This is a genomic window from Antarctobacter aquimaris (assembly GCF_900184945.1).
In the GTDB taxonomy this organism is placed as follows: domain Bacteria; phylum Pseudomonadota; class Alphaproteobacteria; order Rhodobacterales; family Rhodobacteraceae; genus Maliponia; species Maliponia aquimaris.
This window is the reverse complement of record NZ_FXYF01000006.1, coordinates 207,878-226,237: the sequence shown is the minus strand read 5'-3', so window position 1 is coordinate 226,237 and position 18,360 is coordinate 207,878. Positions and strand designations below refer to the sequence as shown.

13 protein-coding genes are annotated in these 18,360 nt (G+C 70.4%); 9 read left to right on the top strand and 4 right to left on the bottom strand.

Going from position 1 to position 18,360, the window contains the following annotated elements:
- Window position 1 precedes the first annotated feature (1 nt).
- From nqrC to MAA8898_RS12770, 3 genes are read right to left on the bottom strand one after another with little or no spacing between them, the layout of a single operon-like run.
- Complete coding sequence (nqrC, locus tag MAA8898_RS12780) at window positions 2-802, bottom strand: NADH:ubiquinone reductase (Na(+)-transporting) subunit C (RefSeq protein WP_094021410.1); 801 nt, start codon at window positions 800-802, stop codon at window positions 2-4.
- Window positions 795-1,571, bottom strand: a complete 777-nt coding sequence (locus tag MAA8898_RS12775) for an RnfABCDGE type electron transport complex subunit D (RefSeq protein ID WP_094021409.1) — start codon at window positions 1,569-1,571, stop codon at window positions 795-797. The genes nqrC and MAA8898_RS12775 overlap by 8 nt, the downstream gene beginning before the upstream one ends.
- The gene (locus MAA8898_RS12770) at window positions 1,568-2,800 is read right to left on the bottom strand and encodes a Na(+)-translocating NADH-quinone reductase subunit A (RefSeq protein WP_245853402.1); all 1,233 of its coding nucleotides are present in this window, start codon (window positions 2,798-2,800) and stop codon (window positions 1,568-1,570) included. Before MAA8898_RS12770 ends, MAA8898_RS12775 begins: the two co-directional genes overlap by 4 nt.
- 144 nt (window positions 2,801-2,944) lie before the next feature.
- On the opposite strand from MAA8898_RS12770, the gene MAA8898_RS12765 reads away from it, so the two are divergent.
- The 4 genes from MAA8898_RS12765 (at window position 2,945) to MAA8898_RS12750 (ending at window position 9,630) form a co-directional block, all read left to right on the top strand.
- Window positions 2,945-4,123, top strand: coding sequence for a cytochrome c3 family protein (locus tag MAA8898_RS12765; protein ID WP_245853401.1), 1,179 nt, complete (start codon window positions 2,945-2,947; stop codon window positions 4,121-4,123).
- A gap of 189 nt (window positions 4,124-4,312) precedes the next feature.
- Entirely contained in the window at window positions 4,313-5,302 is a 990-nt protein-coding gene (locus MAA8898_RS12760) for an efflux RND transporter periplasmic adaptor subunit (RefSeq protein ID WP_094021406.1), read from the top strand.
- On the top strand, window positions 5,295-8,507 hold the full coding sequence (locus tag MAA8898_RS12755) for an efflux RND transporter permease subunit (protein ID WP_094021405.1): 3,213 nt from the start codon (window positions 5,295-5,297) through the stop codon (window positions 8,505-8,507). Before MAA8898_RS12760 ends, MAA8898_RS12755 begins: the two co-directional genes overlap by 8 nt.
- Before the next feature lie 202 nt (window positions 8,508-8,709).
- Complete coding sequence (locus MAA8898_RS12750) at window positions 8,710-9,630, top strand: glutaminase (protein ID WP_094021404.1); 921 nt, start codon at window positions 8,710-8,712, stop codon at window positions 9,628-9,630.
- 446 nt (window positions 9,631-10,076) lie between these two features.
- Here the strand turns inward: MAA8898_RS12750 and MAA8898_RS12745 are convergent, their stop codons facing one another.
- Window positions 10,077-11,267 (bottom strand): Gfo/Idh/MocA family protein, encoded by a 1,191-nt coding sequence (locus MAA8898_RS12745; protein WP_094021403.1) that lies wholly within the window; start codon window positions 11,265-11,267, stop codon window positions 10,077-10,079.
- A 27-nt stretch (window positions 11,268-11,294) separates the two neighbouring features.
- On the opposite strand from MAA8898_RS12745, the gene MAA8898_RS12740 reads away from it, so the two are divergent.
- From MAA8898_RS12740 to MAA8898_RS12720, 5 genes are all read left to right on the top strand, one after another.
- Entirely contained in the window at window positions 11,295-11,597 is a 303-nt protein-coding gene (locus MAA8898_RS12740) for a hypothetical protein (protein ID WP_245853400.1), read from the top strand.
- 162 nt (window positions 11,598-11,759) lie between these two features.
- Complete coding sequence (locus MAA8898_RS12735) at window positions 11,760-14,087, top strand: Tex family protein (protein ID WP_094021401.1); 2,328 nt, start codon at window positions 11,760-11,762, stop codon at window positions 14,085-14,087.
- A gap of 89 nt (window positions 14,088-14,176) precedes the next feature.
- Complete coding sequence (locus tag MAA8898_RS12730; protein ID WP_370738623.1) at window positions 14,177-14,848, top strand: ABC transporter ATP-binding protein; 672 nt, start codon at window positions 14,177-14,179, stop codon at window positions 14,846-14,848.
- Window positions 14,845-17,244: an ABC transporter permease gene (locus MAA8898_RS12725; protein WP_094021399.1), complete on the top strand. Its 2,400-nt coding sequence runs from the start codon at window positions 14,845-14,847 to the stop codon at window positions 17,242-17,244. The genes MAA8898_RS12730 and MAA8898_RS12725 overlap by 4 nt, the downstream gene beginning before the upstream one ends.
- Window positions 17,234-18,274 carry a lipocalin-like domain-containing protein gene (locus MAA8898_RS12720; protein ID WP_094021398.1) on the top strand — a complete coding sequence of 347 codons (1,041 nt, stop codon included), beginning with the start codon at window positions 17,234-17,236 and terminating at the stop codon, window positions 18,272-18,274. Before MAA8898_RS12725 ends, MAA8898_RS12720 begins: the two co-directional genes overlap by 11 nt.
- Window positions 18,275-18,360: the final 86 nt, after the last annotated feature.

Genomic DNA, 18,360 nt, shown 5'->3' with positions numbered 1-18,360 from the left:
CTCAGAACTCCCCGCGCTTCACGGCCTCGATCAGCGGGCCATAGCCTTGCGGACCCAGCCAGAAGCGTACCATGCGCGTCACCGCGTTGCTGGTGCGGGTGGCGCCGGTGATGCCGTCGACCTCGTAATCGCTGGCGCTGGGCCCCTTGGCGACGGCAAAGCGCATCGCCCCGCTGTCATCGGCAAAGCGGGTGCCGGCAAAACTGGCCTGCCAGGCCGGTTCCTCGATCCGCGCGCCCAGGCCGGGGGTTTCGGCCTGCCGGGTGACGGTCAGCCCGGCGATGGTCTGCATGTCGCCGTTGATCGCCAGCATGGCCTCGATCGGGCCGTTGTAGCCCGATCCTGCGACGGGCAGGATCAGCAGGCGCACCTGGTCGCCCTGTCGCAGCACGTAGACCTGCGCGATGTCGGGCCGCGCGCCAAGGTCGGCGAGATCGTCCTCGGGCTTCAGCGGGGTCCAGTTGGCGGTGTCCTGAAGGGCGGTTTCCAGCGTTGCCGGGGTGATGTCCCTGGCGGCGCGGCCGGTGGTCAGGTCCACCACAACGGTCGACACCGCCGCGTCGGGGTTGGCCGACAGCAGCTGGGTCATGCCGGGGATCGCGGACAGCAGCGCCTCGAGCCGGACCTGCACCTCGGCGGCGCGATTGGCGGCCTGGATCGGCCGCAGCACCACGGTCGCCCCGGTGACAAGTGCTGCGCAGAGCACCGAGGTCAGGAAGGCCACCAGCAGCGTCTTGGGGCGGCTTTCGTTGGGCAGCGCCAGCAGGCGTTTCCAGGCGGTGATCGGGTTGAGATCAGCCAAGGCGGTTCCTCCGTCGTCTGACCCAGAGGGCAAGCGCGATTTCATCGAAAAGCGGTGCGGCCAGCGCGGCCAGCAGCGCGGCCGAGACCATGGCCTGCACCGGCGCGGCGTCCGCCCAGAAGGCGGTGAAACCGGCGGCCAGCGCGCCAAAGAGTGCGCCGTTCAGCCAGCGGCCAACGTGGGTGGCGGCACTGGCCACCGGGTCGGCGGCCAGCAGCACCAGCACCACGGCGATGGCAGTGCCGGTCTCGGTGTAGTCCACCCCCAGCGCCGCGCCGATCCCCAGCGCGATCAGCGCCGAGGTCAGCAGCGCCGCCGACAAAACGCCGGTGGCCACGCCGATCAGCCCGGTCGCCGCCGCCGCCCAGCCCAGCTGCACGGCGAGGTCGGGCCAGGGCGCGGCCGGGTAGCCAAAGCCCATGAAGGCCAGCGTCACGGTCGCCGGGTTCAGCACGTTGCGCCCCCAGCCGCCAAAGGCCAGGTCCGCCATGACCACGCCAAAGCTGGTCGCCAGCAGCAGCGCCACCAGCCCGAGGTCCTGCGGCGCGAGGATGGCCAGCGCGATGGCCGTCAGCGCCCCGGCAAAGGACGGCGGCTGCGCCCGCGCCAGCATCCAGATGATGTGCCAGATCCCGGCCACCACGAGGAAGAACACCAGCCGCCCCAGCCCCTGCACGCCTTCGGCCAAGAGCCAGGCGGCCAGCACCGGAAAGACCGCGATCAGCAGCATCAGCGCGACGGTCTCGCGGTCCCAGAGGCCCCGGATCATGCCATGCCCTCCGCTTCGATCCGCGCCAGCATCCCGGCCAGCAGGTGCGACAGGCGCGGTTCGGCGCAGGTGACGTAATCGGCCAGGGCCAGGTCCTCGGACAGCAGCGACAGCGCGCCAAGTCGGATCGCCGCTTCGTCGTCGCCGGCGGACAGCGCGCGCAGGAAGGGCATCGCCGGCATGTCGCCGCCCAGCGCGCGGTCCACCGCCGCGCTGGGGATCAGCGGCAGCGGGCGCGAGGCGCGGCGCAGCGCCGAGAGGAACCAGTGGCCGCCGGGGGCGTGTTCCTCGGGGGTCATCGCGGTGATCTGCCGGTCGCCGGGGCGCAGCCAGCGCGAGGCGCGCCCGTCCAGCGCCGAGCCGGACAGCAGCACATGCGGCCCGGGCCGGACATGCCCCTGCACCAGTCCGCGCAGGTCGGCCCAGGGCTGGCAGCGGACCAGCCGGGGCGCCCTGGCGGCGGCGCCGCCCAGCGCCACCAGGCGCGTTTCGCGCAGCATGCCGGTGTCCAGCAGCTCACCGATGGCGGCCACGTCCTCGGCCGCGATGTCCCAGACGCGGCGGTCGGGGCGGGCGGGGCAATGGCGGTGGATCTGGATGCCGGGCAGGCCCTGGGGGTGCACTTCGGGGCTGCGCAGCACGGTCACGCCGTCGATCCGGGGGGCCAGGTCGGCGCCGGGCGGCTGGCACAGGTAAACCTTGCCTGACACCAGCCGGGTCAGCGCCGCGAGGCCGTGGGCGAAACCCTCTTCGCTGCCCTCCAGCGCCCGCGCGGGTGATGGCGCGCCGGGGCGGGTGTCCAGCGCCATGACAAAGATCGCCGCCGGAGTTTCCGCCGGCAGGGGGACATGACCGAAGGGCCGCGAGCGAAAGCCGCGCCAGAGCCCGGAGCCGAGCAGGGCGGCGCGCAGCGCGGCGGGGTCCGTGGTGTCGCCGATGGCGTGGTCAAAGCGCCCGGCGCCGGGTTCGTGGAACAGCTCCAGCCGTCGCAGGCTGCGGCCGGGGCCCAGGTCCAGGTGGGCGACGCGCCCCGGCATGGGGGCCGAGATCACGATTTCGGGCGCATGCCGCAGCGTCAGCAGCGGCGCACCCTGCGCCACGACGTCGCCTTCGGCCACCAGCGGGGTGATGCGCACGTCCTCTTGCGGGGAAGCGGTCAGCGCGGCCTCGGCGGTGATCAGACGCTCGACCGGAGCGGAGGTGTCCGGTGCCGCCGATGGCAGAGGCAATCCGCTTGTCCAGAACCCGGCCACGTCGCACCTCTTTCACTCGATCCGCGAGTCATATGCAGAGTTTGCGTTGCGAGACTCGCAGCGTCAACCTATGGTGACATCAGCGCGCGACATCATTTTCACAAAAGCTGGATCGCCATGATGACACCGCAACGACTGTCCCGAAGCCTTTTGAACGGCCTTGCCGCCGCGGCGGCGCTGGTCGCGCTTTCGGCGGCGCCCTCATTTGCCCAGTCCGCCAACACGGTCGACTCGGTCGAGGGGTTGCCGACCTACGTGGTGCCGCCCAGCGGGCCGTTTTCGCCCAACCGGATCGCCATTCCGAACGCCCGCGCCATCGCGGCCTGGGTGCGCGGCGGGCATTCGGACCGGGCCTCCGAATCGTTTGCCCACTGGGACGAGGAAGGCAGCATTCCGGCGGTCTGTTCGGTCTGCCACTCGGGCGCGGGCTTTCGCAATTTCCACGGGTTGGACGGCAGCCCGGTGGGCCTGCCCGAAAGCCCGATCCCGGTCGGGGGGGTGGTCGATTGCGACACCTGCCACAACCCCAACCTGGGCACCGTCACGCGGGTGACGCTGCCGTCCGGGCTGGAACACCCGGTCACGGTGGGCGACGCCGCCTGCGTGACCTGCCATTCCGGCCGCGCTGCCGGTGCCTCGGTCAGCAAGGCCGTGGCCGACATGCCCGACGACGAGATCAACCCCAAGCTGCGCTTCGTCAACCCGCACTACGCGCTGGCGGCGGTCACCACGCTGGGCAGCTACGGCGGGCTGGGCTATGAATACCCCGACAAGACCTATGCCGGCCGTTTCCTGCACGCCAAGCCGGTCTCGACCTGCCTGTCCTGCCACGATCCGCACAGCCTGACGGTGACCGAGGACACCTGCCTGATGTGCCACGAGACCGGCAAGGCCTCTGACATCCGCATCTCGCGCGTCAGCCATGACGGCAGCGGCGACGCGGCCAAGGGGATCAAGGGCGACATCGAGGCCAACCACCAGCGGCTGATGGGCATGATGAAATCCTACGCCGAAGAGGTGATCGGCACGCCCTTCGTCTATGACGGTCACAGCTATCCGTACTTCTTCACCGACGCCAACGGCGACGGGCTGAAGGACGAGGCAGACGGCGCCCCGGTGGCCTATGCCAGCTGGGCGCCCCGCCTGCTGAAGGCGGCCTACAACTGGAAGGTCGTCGATGCCGACCATGGCATCCACGTCCACAACCCGCATTACGCGCTGGAGCTGCTCTACGACTCGATGGAGGATCTCGCGGCGCCGATCGGGGTGGATTTCCCAAAGCTGGGCCTGATCCGCTGACCGTGGCGCGGCGACAGTGACAATCGGCCGCCCCTGCGGTCCTGCCTGGCGCGGGGTCGCAGGGGTTCAGCCGCTTGAACATTCCCGCGCGCAGTCATATTCTTAAAAGCGAATTTGACGCCCGTTCCGGCAGGATCGGGCATGCCATGGTCCCGGTGCGCTGCGCCCGAGGGCAGACAGGAGAACCAGATGCGGACGAGGGATATGCTGACCGCGGCGGCGGGCCTTGCGCTGGCCGTGGCCGTCGGAAGTGCGCGGGCCGAGACGCTGACCGTCAGCGCAAGCGCCGTGGTGGAATGGAAGGCCGTCTACGGCCAGGTCGAAACGCGCGACCGCGTGCCGGCACGCGCCCGGATCGGCGGCACGGTGGTCGACCTGCTGGTGACCGAGGGCGACCGCGTGACCGCCGGGCAGCGCATCGCGCTGGTCGAGGACGACAAGTTGCAGTTCGCCATCGACTCGCTGGATGCGCGGCTGGCCTCGGCCACGGCGCAGCTGGACACCGCCAAGGCGGAGCTGGCGCGCGGCCAGACGCTGATCGAACGCGGTGTCATCACCGCGCAGCGGTTCGACCAGTTGCAGACCGCCGTCGACGTGATCCAGGGCGAGATCCGCAGCCTGCAATCCGAACGGCTGGTGGTCGAACAGCAGATCGCCGAGGGCGCGATCCTGGCCCCGGACGAGGGAGTGGTGCTGTCCGTGCCGATCTCGCGCGGGTCGGTGGTGGCGCCGGGCGAGGCGGCGGCGGTGATCGCGGGCGGCGGGGTCTACCTGCGCCTCGCGGTGCCCGAGCGTCACGCCGGCGACCTGATCGAGGGCGCCGAGATCGAGATCGGCACCAGCACCGAGGACCGCCAGACCGGCAGGCTGGTCAAGCTCTACCCGCAGATCGAGGGCGGCCGCGTGCAGGCCGATGTCGAGGTCGAGGGGCTGGATGGCTGGTTCGTCGGCCGCCGCGTCCCGGTGCGCCTGCCGGTGGGCGAACGCGCCGCGATCCTCGTGCCGCAGGCGGCGCTGACGCGCCACGGCGGGCTGGATTTCGTGACCGTCACCGCTGACGGGACGGAGGTGCGCCGCGTCGTGGTGCCGGGCGGCAGCGTCGCCCGCGACGGTGCTGTCTGGGTCGAGGTGCTGACCGGCCTCAAGGCCGGCGAGACGGTGGTCATCGGTCATGAATGACAGCAATACCCCCGCCGCGCTGGGCCTTGCCGGGCGGCTGACCCGCGCCTTCATCACCTCGCCGCTGACACCGCTGTTCCTGCTCGCCTCGCTGGCGGTGGGCATGATCGCCCTTGTCAGCCTGCCGCGCGAGGAAGAGCCGCAGATCTCGGTCCCGCTGGTGGACATCCACGTGCAGGCCGACGGGCTGAAGGCCGAGGATGCCGTCAAGCTGATCACCGAGCCCTTGGAGACCATCGTCAAGGGCATCGACGAGGTCGAACACGTCTATTCCGACACCCGCGACGATCAGGTCATGGTCACGGCGCGATTCCTGGTGGGCGTGCCGTCGGACACCGCCATCCTGCGGGTGCGGGACAAGCTGCTGGCCAACCTCGACCGTATCCCCGTGGGCATTCCCGAACCGCTGGTGGTGGGGCGCGGGATCAACGATGTGGCCATCGTCTCGCTGACCTTCGCGCCGGTTTCGGGGCAGGAGGATATCGGCGCCGCCGACCTCACCCGCATCGCCCGCGAGGTGCAGGTCGAACTGGCCAGGATCGACGATGTCGGGCTGACCTACCTTGTCGGCGCCACCGACGAGGCGCTGCGCGTCGCGCCCGACCCGGAAAAGCTCGCCCTCTTCGGCGTGACGCTCCAGCAACTCGCCGCCAAGGTGCAGGGCGCCAACAGCGCGGCCCCGGCGGGCACCCTGCGCGACGGGGGCGAGCAGATCGGCCTGATCATCGGCAAGACGCTGTCCACCCCCGAGGAGATCGCCAACCTCGAGCTGACCACGCGCGACGGCCGCACCGTCTATGTCCGCGACGTGGCCGAGGTGGGATTCGTCTCGGACCTCGACGAACACCACGTCGCCACCTACGCCCGCGAAGGTGACGAGATCACCCGCCGCCCCGCCGTCACGCTGGCCCTGGCCAAGCGCGCCGGGGCCAATGCCGTCATCGTCGCCGAGGAGATCCTGCACCGGGTCGAGGCGATGGAAGGGGGGCTGATCCCCGACAGCGTCGCGGTCGAGATCACCCGCGACTACGGCGAGACGGCGGATGAAAAGGCCAACGAACTGCTGTTCCACCTGGCGCTGGCCACTGTGTCCATCGTCGTGCTGGTGCTGCTGGCGATCGGCTGGCGCGAGGCGCTGGTGGTCGCCATCGTCATTCCCGTCACCATCCTGCTGACGCTGTTTGCGGCCTATATCATGGGCTACACGCTGAACCGCGTGTCGCTGTTCGCGCTGATCTTTTCCATCGGCATTCTGGTCGACGACGCCATCGTGGTGATCGAGAACATCGCCCGGCACTGGGCGGGCCGCATCGGCGGGCGTGAGGGCCGCGAGGCCGCCATCGCCGCCGTGGCCGAGGTGGGCAACCCCACCATCGTGGCCACGCTGACCGTGGTGGTGGCGCTGCTGCCCATGCTCTTCGTCTCGGGCCTGATGGGCCCCTACATGAGCCCGATCCCGGCCAATGCCTCGGCTGCAATGATCTTTTCCTTCTTTGTCGCGGTGATGATCACGCCCTGGCTGATGCTTAAGATCGCCGGGCGCGCCTATGCCAGTCATTCGGGGCACGGCGATCATGGCCACGGCGGCGCGCTGGGCCGGGTCTATGCCGCCGTCGCGCGGCCGCTGCTGGCGTCGAAATTCGGCAGTTTCGTCTTTCTGGTGGTGGTGGTGGTGCTGTCCTTCGGCTCGCTCGCGGCCTTCTACACCCGTGACGTGACGGTGAAACTGCTGCCCTTCGACAACAAGTCCGAACTCGCCATCGTCATCGACCTGCCCGAGGGGGCCTCGGTCGAGGCGACGGACGCGGTGGCCAGCGCCGCCGCCCATGTCGCGCTGCACCTGCCCGAGGTGCACACCGCGCAAAGCCACGCCGGCACCGCCGCCGCCTTCAACTTCAACGGGCTGGTGCGGCACTACTTCCTGCGCCAGAGCCCCGAGATGGGCGAGGTGCAGCTGAACCTGGCCGCCAAGACCGACCGCGAGCGCACCAGCCACGAGATCGCGCTGGACCTGCGCGAGCGGCTCAAGGCGCTGGAGGTGCCGAAGGGCACCGTGGTCAAGGTGGTCGAACCGCCGCCCGGCCCGCCGGTGATCTCGACCCTGCTGGCCGAGGTCTACGGACCGGATGCCGAGACCCGGCAGGAGACGGCGGCGAGGATCCGCACGGCCTTTGAACAGGTGCCCTACATCGTCGACGTGGACGACAACCTGGGCGAACGGCCGCGCCGCCTGCGGGCCGAGCTGTCGCCCAGCGACCTCGACTTCTACAAGGTGCAGGAGGCGGATGCGTTGCACACCTTGCGGCTGCTAAACAGCACCACGACGGTGGGATACTCGCACCGGGGCGAGGGGCGGCGGCCGATCCCCATCGTCATCGCCCGCGCGCAGGGCGACCGCACCATGGACGAACGCGCGCTGGCGATCCCGGTGCCCGCCAACGCCATCCCCGGCGCGCGCGGGGTGGTGGAACTGGGCGACATCGTCACCCTGACCGAGGAACGCGCCTCTTACCCGGTGTTCCGCCACAACGGTTTTGACGTGGTCATGGTCACGGGCGAACTGGCCGGGACCTTCGAGGCGCCGCTCTACGGCATGCTCGCGGTGGCCGAACAGCTGGACGCGATGGACTGGACCGGGCTGGAGAAACCCGAGATCCGCCTGAACGGCCAGCCACAGGAAACGGATCACCCGGTGCTGCTGTGGGACGGCGAATGGGAGGTGACCTGGATCACCTTCCGCGACATGGGCGCGGCCTTTGGCGTGGCGCTGCTGGGCATCTATATCCTTGTCGTCGCTCAGTTCGGGTCGTTCCGGCTGCCGCTGGTGATCCTGACGCCGGTGCCGCTGACCTTTCTCGGCATCGTCGGCGGGCACTGGCTGTTCGGCGCGCCGTTCTCTGCGACCTCGATGATCGGCTTCATCGCGCTGGCGGGGATCATCGTGCGCAACTCGATCCTGCTGGTGGACTTCATCCGCCACGCCGACCCGGAAGGCCGCGTCACCGTCGACCTGCTGATCGAGGCGGGGGCGACGCGGTTCAAGCCGATCCTGCTGACCGCCCTTGCGGCGATGATCGGCGCGGTGGTGATCCTGGCCGACCCGATCTTTCAGGGGCTGGCGATCTCGCTGCTGTTCGGCCTGATCTCATCCACCGCGCTGACCGTGCTGGTGATCCCGGCGATCTACCGGCTGGCCAAGACGTGACGGCGCGTCGCGCGTCCGGGTTCGGTCCGGGCGCGCGAAAGGGTTGTATTTGTCTTGATGACTCGATTGGATCACGGGGGTGTAGGTTTCCCCGGTGGAATATGCCCAGTCTCGACCTTCCCGCCCCGCTGACCCCGGACCCTGCCCGCTGCCTGCTGGCCCCCCGGGAGGCGGCAGTCATGAAACGCGTCGTGACCGCGTGATGGACGGTTTGCAGGCGCGGCTCGAGACGCTGGTGGCCGAGGTGCGCGCGGCGGCGGACTGGGGCATCCCCGCCAACTACATCCCGGAACTTGCCGCCGTCGATCCGGCGCAGGTGGGTGTCGCGATCTGCCTTGCGGACGGGACCGAGGTCAGCGCCGGGGACGCGCGGGTGCCGTTCTCGATCCAGAGCATTTCCAAGGTGTTTTCGCTGGCGGCCGTGCTGGGGCGGGTGGGTGACGACCTGTGGCGCCGGGTCGGGCGGGAGCCGTCGGGCACCGCCTTTGACAGCATCTTTCTGCTGGAGCACGAGGGCGGCCGTCCGCGCAACCCCTTCATCAACGCAGGTGCGCTGGTGACCACGGACGCCCTGCTGGGCAACCGCGAGCCGCGGCAGGCGCTGACCGAGGTCGTGGGCCTGCTGCGCGCCGCCGCCGAGGACGGCGAGATCCACATCGACAAGGCGGTGGCGCAGTCCGAAAAGGACACCGCCGACCGCAACATGGCGCTGCTCCATTACCTGAAATCGCACGGCAACCTGTTCAATGCGCCCGACAGGGTGCTGGGCACCTATGTGCACCACTGCGCCATCGAGATGACCTGCCGCCAGCTGGCCCGCGCCGGGCGGATGCTGGCGCTGCTGCCGGGGGCGCCGCGGCTGGTGTCGCCGCTGCGGGCGCGGCGGATCAACGCGCTGATGATGACCTGCGGACAGTATGACGGGTCGGGCAACTTTGCCTTTCGTGTCGGCCTGCCGGGCAAGAGCGGGGTGGGCGGCGGCATCCTGATGGTGGCGCCGGGCAAGGCCTCGATCGCGGTGTGGTCGCCCGGGCTGGACGACAACGGCAATTCCAAGGTCGGCACCTGGCTGGCCGAGCGGATCGCCGAACACACCGGCTGGTCGGCCTTTGCGCCGTCGTAGGGCGCGGGGTTTTCCGGATGCCCGGGATCGTCGTCGCCACCTGTACGCGGTCCGCGGTGGCGGTCGGACCGGACCGGGCATCGAGCCCGGCCCGGCCCGCCGGGGGCTCTGCCCCCGAAGCGCGCCTGTGGCGCGCACCCCCGGGATATTTCCGGCCAGAAGAAGCAGGGGGCCTGTTCACCAGTCGAGGACGCAGCGCGGAATGGGGCGGCGTGGCCTGGCGCGGCTGGTCCCGGCGCGGATTACTGGCGATCAACCTCTGCGGTGCCGCAGGCCTGAGAACCAACGAAGTGAGGTGCCGACACTTCTGGACGCGTGCGGTGTCCGGCTCACCCGTGTCCACCCACTGGGGGCCGGGCGAAAAGGGCCTTGCAAGGCCCTTCAAGGCGTTTGCAAACGCCTTGGCCGCCCCTTGGCCGTCGTGCTGAAAGGCCGGAAGGGGACGCCTAGAGAGAGACCCAACAGGCGTCGCCTTCGGCGCTGTCGGCGCAGGCGTTCATGAACCGCACACCCGCGAGGCCCTCCGACCCGCCGGGAAACTGCACCAGCCCTTCGGGCAGGGTCACCCCGGCGATCCGGGCCGCCACCGCCACGCCGATCTCGGAATAGAGGTTGGCCCAGGCGTCGGTCAGGGCCTCGCCATGCCCGCGCGGCAGGTGGACCAGCCGTTCCGCCGCCGGGCGCATTCCGCTGCCGTGGCCGCGCACGATGACCTGTTCGGGGGCGTTCAGCAGGGTCAGGCGCAGGTGCTCGGGGTGCTCCTGGTCCCACTCCAGCCCGCCCTTGTCACCGAAGACCCGCAGGCGCAGCCCGCAGTAGTTGCCCGGCGCCGCCTGCGTGACCCAGACATGCCCCGGCGCGCCGTTCTCCATCCGCAGCTTGATGAAGGCGGTGTCCTCCATCGCCGCCGCCCCGCCGCAGCGGTGGAAATCGGCGCGCAGCGCCGTCGCGTCCAGCCCGGTGACCGTCTTCAGCAGGTGATAGGCGTGGGTGCCGATGTCGCCGGTGGCCGAGGTGCGCCCCACCACCGACGGATCGCGCCGCCAGGCGACCGAGCGGTTGTTCGGCGCATCGGGCTCTGCGCCCCAGTCCTGCACGTATTCCACCAGCACCTGCGTGATGCGGCCGATCGCGCCTTCGGCCACCAGTGCCTGCGCCTGCCGGATCATGGCGTGGTGGGCGTAGGGGTAGGTCAGCGCCAGGATGCGCCCGCGTTCGGCGGCCAGCGCCACCAGCGCCTCGGCATCGGCGTTCGTCGTGGTCATCGGCTTGTCGAGGATCACGTCGAGGCCGGCGTTCAGGAAATGCGCGGCGATCTCGTGGTGGCTGTGGTTGGGGGTGCAGATGGCGACCGCCTCGATCCCGTCCGCGCGCGCCGCCTCGGCCTGCGCCATGGCGCGGTAGTCGGAAAAGGCGCGGTCGGGGGCGATGCACCAGTCGGCGGCCGACAGGCGGGCCTTGTCCGGGTTGGTCGACAGCGCCCCGGCGACGATGTCCCAGTGACCCGAGAGCCAGGCGCCGTGGCGGTGCCAGGGGCCGACGATGGCGCCCCGCCCGCCGCCGACAAAGCCCAGCCGAAGACGCCGGCCCAGCGGCGGCACGCGCAGCCCGTGCGAAAGCGTGAAATCAGCGGTCATGGCGGCTCCTCCAGAGACGCCCCTTGTTTGACCGATGCGCCCCGGGCGCGCAATGACACCGATGCGCGGGACGCGCGCAATGACACCGATGCGCGGGGCGCGCGCAATGACACCGATGCGCGGGGCGCGCGCAATGACACCGATGCGCGGGGCGCGCGCAATGACACCGATGCGCGGGGCGCGCGCAATGACATGGCATCAGCGGATGCGCGGCAGTTGCGCGACCATCGGTACATCCCGGGCGGCGACCGGATCGTGGAGGCATCGACGTGTCTCATGACCTCGCCGTCTGCAAATCTGTCGGCCGCGTCGATTGCCGCCATGGCTTAGCCGACTTGGATCAGCACCCTCGCGCCGCGCGCCTGACGGGCGGCATCGGGGTCGATCCCCTGGCGCCCCGGCTGCCTGCACAAACCCGCCGTTGCAACCGCCCCCTTGGCGGGGGCGCGCGGCGGCGGTAAGACAGCGGTCCGCAGACCAGGAGGACACGCCTTGGACCAGACCGCCGAGCGGATCGCCCGCACCATCGCCGCCGAGATTTCCGCCAGCCCCGCGCAGGTCAATGCCGCCGTCGGGTTGCTGGACGGGGGCGCCACGGTGCCTTTCGTCGCGCGCTACCGCAAGGAGGTGACCGGCGGGCTGGACGACACGCAGCTGCGCACGCTGAACGACCGGCTGACCTACCTGCGCGAGATGGAGGCGCGGCGCGCGACGATCCTCGAATCGATCAAGTCGCAGGGCAAGCTGACAGACGACCTCGCGCGCGACATCGCGCGGGCCGACACCAAGGCCACGCTGGAAGACATCTACCTGCCCTACAAGCCCAAGCGCCGCACCAAGGCGATGATCGCGCGCGAAAACGGGCTGGAGCCGCTGTTGCGCGCCATCCTCGACAATCGCACCGCCGATCCGCAGGCGCTGGCGCAGGGGTATTTGACAGAGAACGTCGAGACGGTGAAGGCCGCGCTGGAGGGCGCGCGCGACATCCTGGCCGAGGAGCTGAGCGAAAACGCGACGCTGCTGGGGTCCTTGCGCGATTTCATGCAGAAAGAGGCGCTGATCTCCGCCAAGGTGGTCGAGGGCAAGGAGACGGCGGGGGCCAAGTTTTCCGACTATTTCGACCACCAGGAGAAATGGGCGACGATCCCGGGGCACCGGGCGCTGGCGCTCCTGCGTGCCGCCAAGGAGGAGGTTGTCACCCTCGAGATCGCGCCGGACCCGGAGGAAGGCAAGCAGCGCGCCATGACCATGGTCGCCGCCGCCATCGGCATCCGGGGCGAGGGGCCGGGGGATCAATGGCTGCGCGATGTGGCGGGCTGGACCTGGCGGGTGAAACTGTCGCTGTCGATGTACGTCGACCTGCTGTCCGACCTGCGCCGCCGCGCGCACGAAGAGGCGATTGCGGTTTTTGCCCGCAACCTCAAGGATTTGCTGCTGGCCGCGCCGGCGGGCAACCGGCCGACGCTGGGCCTGGACCCGGGCATCCGCACCGGTGTCAAGGCGGCGGTGGTGGACGCCACCGGCAAGGTGTTGGAGACGGCGACGCTGTACCCTTTCCAGCCCAAGATGGACGTGCGCGGTGCGCAGGCCAAGATCGTGGAGATGGTCAGGCGGCACGGCGTCGAGCTGATCGCCATCGGCAACGGCACCGCCAGCCGTGAGACCGAGCGGCTGGTGGGGGAGACCCTCGCGCTGATCGAGGGCAAGAAACCGACCAAGGTCATCGTGTCGGAGGCGGGCGCCTCGGTCTATTCCGCCTCGGAACTGGCGGCGCAGGAGTTCCCCGACCTGGACGTGTCCCTGCGCGGCGCGGTGTCCATCGCGCGGCGGTTGCAGGATCCGCTGGCCGAGCTGGTCAAGATCACGCCCGAAAGCATCGGCGTCGGCCAGTACCAGCACGACGTGGACCAGCGCCGCCTGGCGCAGGCGCTGGAGGCGGTGGTCGAGGACGCGGTGAACGCCGTGGGCGTCGACCTCAACATCGCCTCCGCGCCGCTGCTGACGCATGTGGCGGGGCTGGGGCCGTCGCTGGCGCAGTCCATCGTGGCGCACCGCGATGCCAACGGCGCCTTCCCCTCGCGCAAGGCGCTGATGAAGGTGGCGGGGATCGGGCCGAAGGCGTTCGAGCAATGCGCGGGCTTCCTGCGCATCCGCGACGGCAAGGAGCCTCTGGACGCATCGTCCGTCCACCCCGAGGCCTATGACGTGGCGCGCCGCATCGTTCAGGCCTGTGGCCGGGATATCCGCGAGATCATGGGCAAGCCCGAGGCATTGCGCGGCCTGCGCGCCGAGCAGTTTGTCGACGCCAAGTTCGGCCTGCCCACCGTGCGCGACATCCTGTCGGAACTGGAAAAGCCGGGCCGCGACCCGCGCCCCAGCTTCAAGACCGCCAGCTTTGCCGACGGGGTCGAGGACATCAAGGACCTCAAGCCCGGCATGATGCTGGAGGGCACGGTGACCAACGTGGCGGCCTTTGGCGCCTTTGTCGACATCGGCGTGCACCAGGACGGGCTGGTCCATGTCAGCCAGCTGGCCGACCGTTTCGTCAAGGACCCGCATGAGGTGGTCAAGGCGGGCGACGTGGTCAAGGTCCGGGTGACCGAGGTGGATATTGCCCGCAAGCGCATCGGCCTGACCATGCGCAAGGATGGCGGCGGCGACCGCGCTGCCCCGGCGCGGCGCGACGATGGCCCGCGCGGGCCGCGTGGCAACGGTGGCGGCGGGCGTCCGCCCCGGGGGCCTGCACCCAAGGCACCGCAGGACGGCGGCGGCAACGGCGCGCTGGGCGATGCGCTGCGCGCGGCGATGCGCAAGAAGTGACCCCCATGGCCGGCCCGCGCGCGGCATTCGCGCGCGTGGCCTGTCACGGCGGGGGTTGCTAAGGCCATCCTCGGGCTAGCTGTCGGCCCATGAGGGACCAAGGCATGTTGCTGGACGCACAAGGCGTGACCAAGACCTACCCCGGCGCCGAAGGTCCGGTGCAGGTGCTGGCCGGCGTCGATCTGGCGCTGGACCTGGGCCAGACGCTGTCGTTGCAGGGCGAATCCGGGTCCGGCAAGAGCACGCTGTTGCACCTGGTGGGCGGGCTGGACACCGTGGACGGCGGGCGCATCCTGATCGGCGGGCGCGACATCACTTCGCTGGACGATCGCGGCCGTGCGGCGCTGCGGCGCGACGAGGTCGGCGTGATCTTTCAGCAGTTCAACCTCATCCCCTCGCTGGATGTGCGCGCCAACATCCGGTTTCAGGCGCGCCTGTCGGGGCGGGACGATCCCGCGCGCACCGATGCGCTGATCGAGAGGCTGGGTCTGGGTCCGCACCGCCACAAGTACCCCGAACAGCTGTCCGGCGGGCAGCAGCAGCGCGTCGCCATCGCCCGCACCCTCGCAGCGCGGCCGCGCCTGATCCTGGCGGACGAGCCCACCGGCAATCTCGACGAGGTGACGGCGGGTGAGGTGCTGGACGAGATGCTGGCGTTGGTCGCCGAGACGGGGGCGGCGCTGATGGTGGTCACCCATTCGGCGGCGGTGGCGGCGCGCATGGACCGGCAGTTGCACCTGCGCAAGGGGCGGCTGGCATGACGCGCGCCGTTCTGGCGGCGCTGCTGTCGCACTGGCGCCGCAGCCCGATGCAGCTGTTCACCTTTCTCGCGGGGCTGGCGCTGGCCACCGCGCTCTGGTCCGGGGTGCAGGCGATCAACGCCGAGGCGCGCGCCAGCTACGACGCCGCCGCCGCGACGCTGGGCGAAGGCCGGTTTGATCAGCTCATCCCGCGCGCCGGCGAGACGCTGCCGCAGGCGACCTATGTGGCGCTGCGGCGCGCGGGCTGGCAGATATCTCCGGTGGTCGAGGGGCGGTTGCGCCTGCCGGACGGGCCGCTGCGCGTGGTGGGGCTGGACCCGCTGACCACACCCGGCGCGCTGAACCCGGGGCAGGGCGCGGGCGACCTGGACCTGCCCGCCTTCCTGACCACCGGCGTGCTGTTCGCCAACGCGGCAACGGCGGCGCGGCTGGAAGGACAGGTGCCCGAGGCGGTGCTTGTGGACCCCTCGGTCGCGCCCGACACCGTGCTGACGGACGTGGGCGTGGCGCAGCGCCTGCTGGACCGGCCCGGATTGCTCAGCCGCCTGATCCTGGCCGAGGTGCAGCCCAAGGGGGTGCCGGAGTTGTCTACTCTGGTTCCCGGCCTGATCCGGGCCGAGGCGCAATCCTCCAGCGACGTCGGCCAGATGACCGGCAGCTTTCACCTCAACCTGACCGCCTTTGGCCTGCTGAGCTTTGCCGTCGGCATCTTCATCGTGCATGGCACCATCGGGCTGGTGTTCGAGCAGCGGCGCGGCATGGTCCGCACGCTGCGGACCTTGGGCGTGCCGCTACGCCGGCTGATGGTGCTGATGGCGGCGGAACTGCTGGTGCTGTCGCTGCTGGCGGGGGGTGTCGGCGTGGCGCTGGGCTACGTCGTGGCGGCGTTGCTGCTGCCGGACGTCGCGGCGACGCTGGAGGGGCTGTATGGCGCGCAGGTGGGCGGCAGCCTGCAATTGCGCCCGGTCTGGTGGCTGTCGGGGCTGGCCATCGCGGTGCTGGGAGCGGCGCTGGCGGGGGCCGGCGCGCTGTGGAAGATCGCGCGGATGCCAATCCTCGCCAGCGCGCGGCCGCGCGCCTGGGCGATGACCTCGGGGCGGGCGCGTCGGGTGCAGGGCGCGGTGGCGGTGCTGCTGTTGGCGGCGGCGGCGGTGCTGGGCCTGATGCAGGCGGGGCTGCTGGCGGCCTTTGCCCTGCTGGGGTGCCTTCTGATCGGCGCGGCCTTGGCGCTGCCCTTGGTGCTGGAGGCGGTTCTGGTGCTGGGCCAGCGCCGGGCGCGCGGGGTGATCGGGGAATGGTTCTGGGCCGACACGCGCCAGCAACTGCCGGGCCTCAGCCTGGCGCTGATGGCGCTGCTGCTGGCGATGGCGACGAATGTCGGCGTCTCGACCATGGTGTCGAGCTTTCGGCTGACCTTTCTCGATTTCCTCGACCAGCGGCTGTTCGCGGACGCCTATGTGCGCGGCTTCGATCCCGCCGACAGCGCGGCGCTGGACGCCTGGCTGGCGGCGCGCGGCGAGGGGGTCGTGCCGCTGCTGTCGGTCGAGACGCGGCTGGCCACGGTGCCATCGGACCTGATGGGCGTGCGGAACAGCCCGGCGTATGCCGCGCACTGGCGCTTTGTTGCCGCATCGCCCGAGCCGTGGGCGCAGGTCTTTGCCGGGCAGGGCGTGGTGGTGAACGAACAATTGGCGCGCCGCGCCGGGATCTGGCTGGGCGATGTTCTGGAGGTGGCGCCGGGCGCCGTCCTGCCGGTGGTCGGCGTGCATGCCGACTATGGCAACCCGGCGGGGCAGGCGCTGATCGCCGAGGCGCGATTTCGCGCGCTGTTCCCCGACATCATGCCCCGGCAATACGGCGTGCTGGGTGCCACACCTGATGACCTGCGCGACGGGCTGGCGGAGGACTTTGGCCTGCCCGAGGCCAGCGTGACCAACCAGCAGGCGATCAAGGCGTTTTCGCTGGGCGTGTTCGAGCGCACCTTTACCGTGACCGCCGCGCTGAACGTGCTGACGCTGGCGGTGGCGGGCTTTGCCATCCTGATGAGCCTGCTGACGCTGGCCGCGATCCGCCTGCCGCAGCTGGCGCCGGTCTGGGCCATGGGGCTTACGCGCCGGACGCTGGCGCGGGTGGACCTGCTGCGCGCGCTGGTGCTGGCGGCGCTGACCTCGGTGCTGGCGCTGCCGCTGGGGCTGGCGCTGGCCTGGGTGCTGCTGGCGGTGGTCAACGTCGAGGCCTTTGGCTGGCGATTGCCGATGTACCTGTTCCCGCTGGATTACGCGCGGCTGGCGGCTCTGACGCTGGGGGCGGCCGGGCTGGCCGCGCTCTGGCCCGCGTTGCGGCTGGCGCGCATTCCGCCGGGGCACCTGCTGAAGGTCTTTGCCCATGAACGCTAGGTTGGTGTGTTTGCTGCTGCTGTGGCCGGTGGCGGGCCTGGCGCAGGGCTTTGCCGGGCTGGGCAGCGAGGCTGGCGCCGAGTTTGCCGTGCCGCAACCCGATCCCGTGTTCGACTTTCCCGCCGACCACGGCCCGCATCCCGATTTCCGCATCGAATGGTGGTATCTCACCGCCAACCTGACCGGCCCCGACGGCACACCCTACGGGCTGCAATGGACGCTGTTCCGTTCGGCCCTGGCCCCCGGCGAGGCCGATAGCTGGGCCTCGCCGCAGGTCTGGTTTAGCCATGCCGCTGTCACCACGCCGGAGGCGCATCACGTCACCGAACGCTTTGCCCGGGGCGGGATCGGTCAGGCCGGAGTGACGGCCGCGCCCTTCGAGGCCTGGATCGACGACTGGCGCATGGCGGGCGATACCTTTGATGCGCTGACCCTCGGCGCCAGCGGCCCGGACTTTCGCTATGACATGGCGCTGACGGCGGAGGGGCCGTTGGTGTTCCACGGCGACGGCGGCTATTCGGTCAAATCGGCCGAAGGGCAGGCGAGCTACTACTACTCGCAGCCCTTCTACGCAATCGAGGGCGTTCTCGACCTGCCGGGCGGCAAGATCCCCGTCACCGGCAGCGCCTGGCTGGACCGCGAATGGTCGTCGCAGCCGCTGGGCGACACGCAGACCGGCTGGGACTGGTTCTCGCTGTCGTTCGACGGCGGGGACAAGCTGATGGGCTTTCGCCTGCGGCAGACGGACGACAGCAGCTACACCTCGGCCACCTGGATCGGCGCGGATGGCACGACGCAGGCCTTTGCCGACGGCGCCTTTGCCGCGCGCCCGCTGGCCGTGGCCGAGACCGCCGGGCGGCGTGTGCCCGTGGCCTGGGCCGTCACGCTGCCCGACCGGGGCGTGGATGTCCGGGTCGAGGCGCTGAACCCCGATGCCTGGATGGACCTCACCATTCCCTACTGGGAAGGGCCGGTGCGCATCACGGGCAGCCACGCGGGCCGCGGTTACCTGGAAATGACCGGCTACTGAGGTCCCGCCCGGGTGGTGGATTCTGGCCGATGCTTTGCTGCCCGGATGGACAATCCATCCGGGATAACGGCACCTTGGCGGCGCCT

Coding starts and splice junctions, on each gene's coding strand:
- MAA8898_RS12775 (WP_094021409.1), bottom strand. CDS start 1,571: ATGATCCGGGGCCTCTGGGACCGCGAGACCGTCGCGCTGATGCTGCTG.
- MAA8898_RS12765 (WP_245853401.1), top strand. CDS start 2,945: ATGACACCGCAACGACTGTCCCGAAGCCTTTTGAACGGCCTTGCCGCC.
- MAA8898_RS12760 (WP_094021406.1), top strand. CDS start 4,313: ATGCGGACGAGGGATATGCTGACCGCGGCGGCGGGCCTTGCGCTGGCC.
- MAA8898_RS12755 (WP_094021405.1), top strand. CDS start 5,295: ATGAATGACAGCAATACCCCCGCCGCGCTGGGCCTTGCCGGGCGGCTG.
- MAA8898_RS12750 (WP_094021404.1), top strand. CDS start 8,710: ATGGACGGTTTGCAGGCGCGGCTCGAGACGCTGGTGGCCGAGGTGCGC.
- MAA8898_RS12745 (WP_094021403.1), bottom strand. CDS start 11,267: ATGACCGCTGATTTCACGCTTTCGCACGGGCTGCGCGTGCCGCCGCTG.
- MAA8898_RS12730 (WP_370738623.1), top strand. CDS start 14,177: ATGAGGGACCAAGGCATGTTGCTGGACGCACAAGGCGTGACCAAGACC.
- MAA8898_RS12725 (WP_094021399.1), top strand. CDS start 14,845: ATGACGCGCGCCGTTCTGGCGGCGCTGCTGTCGCACTGGCGCCGCAGC.
- MAA8898_RS12720 (WP_094021398.1), top strand. CDS start 17,234: ATGAACGCTAGGTTGGTGTGTTTGCTGCTGCTGTGGCCGGTGGCGGGC.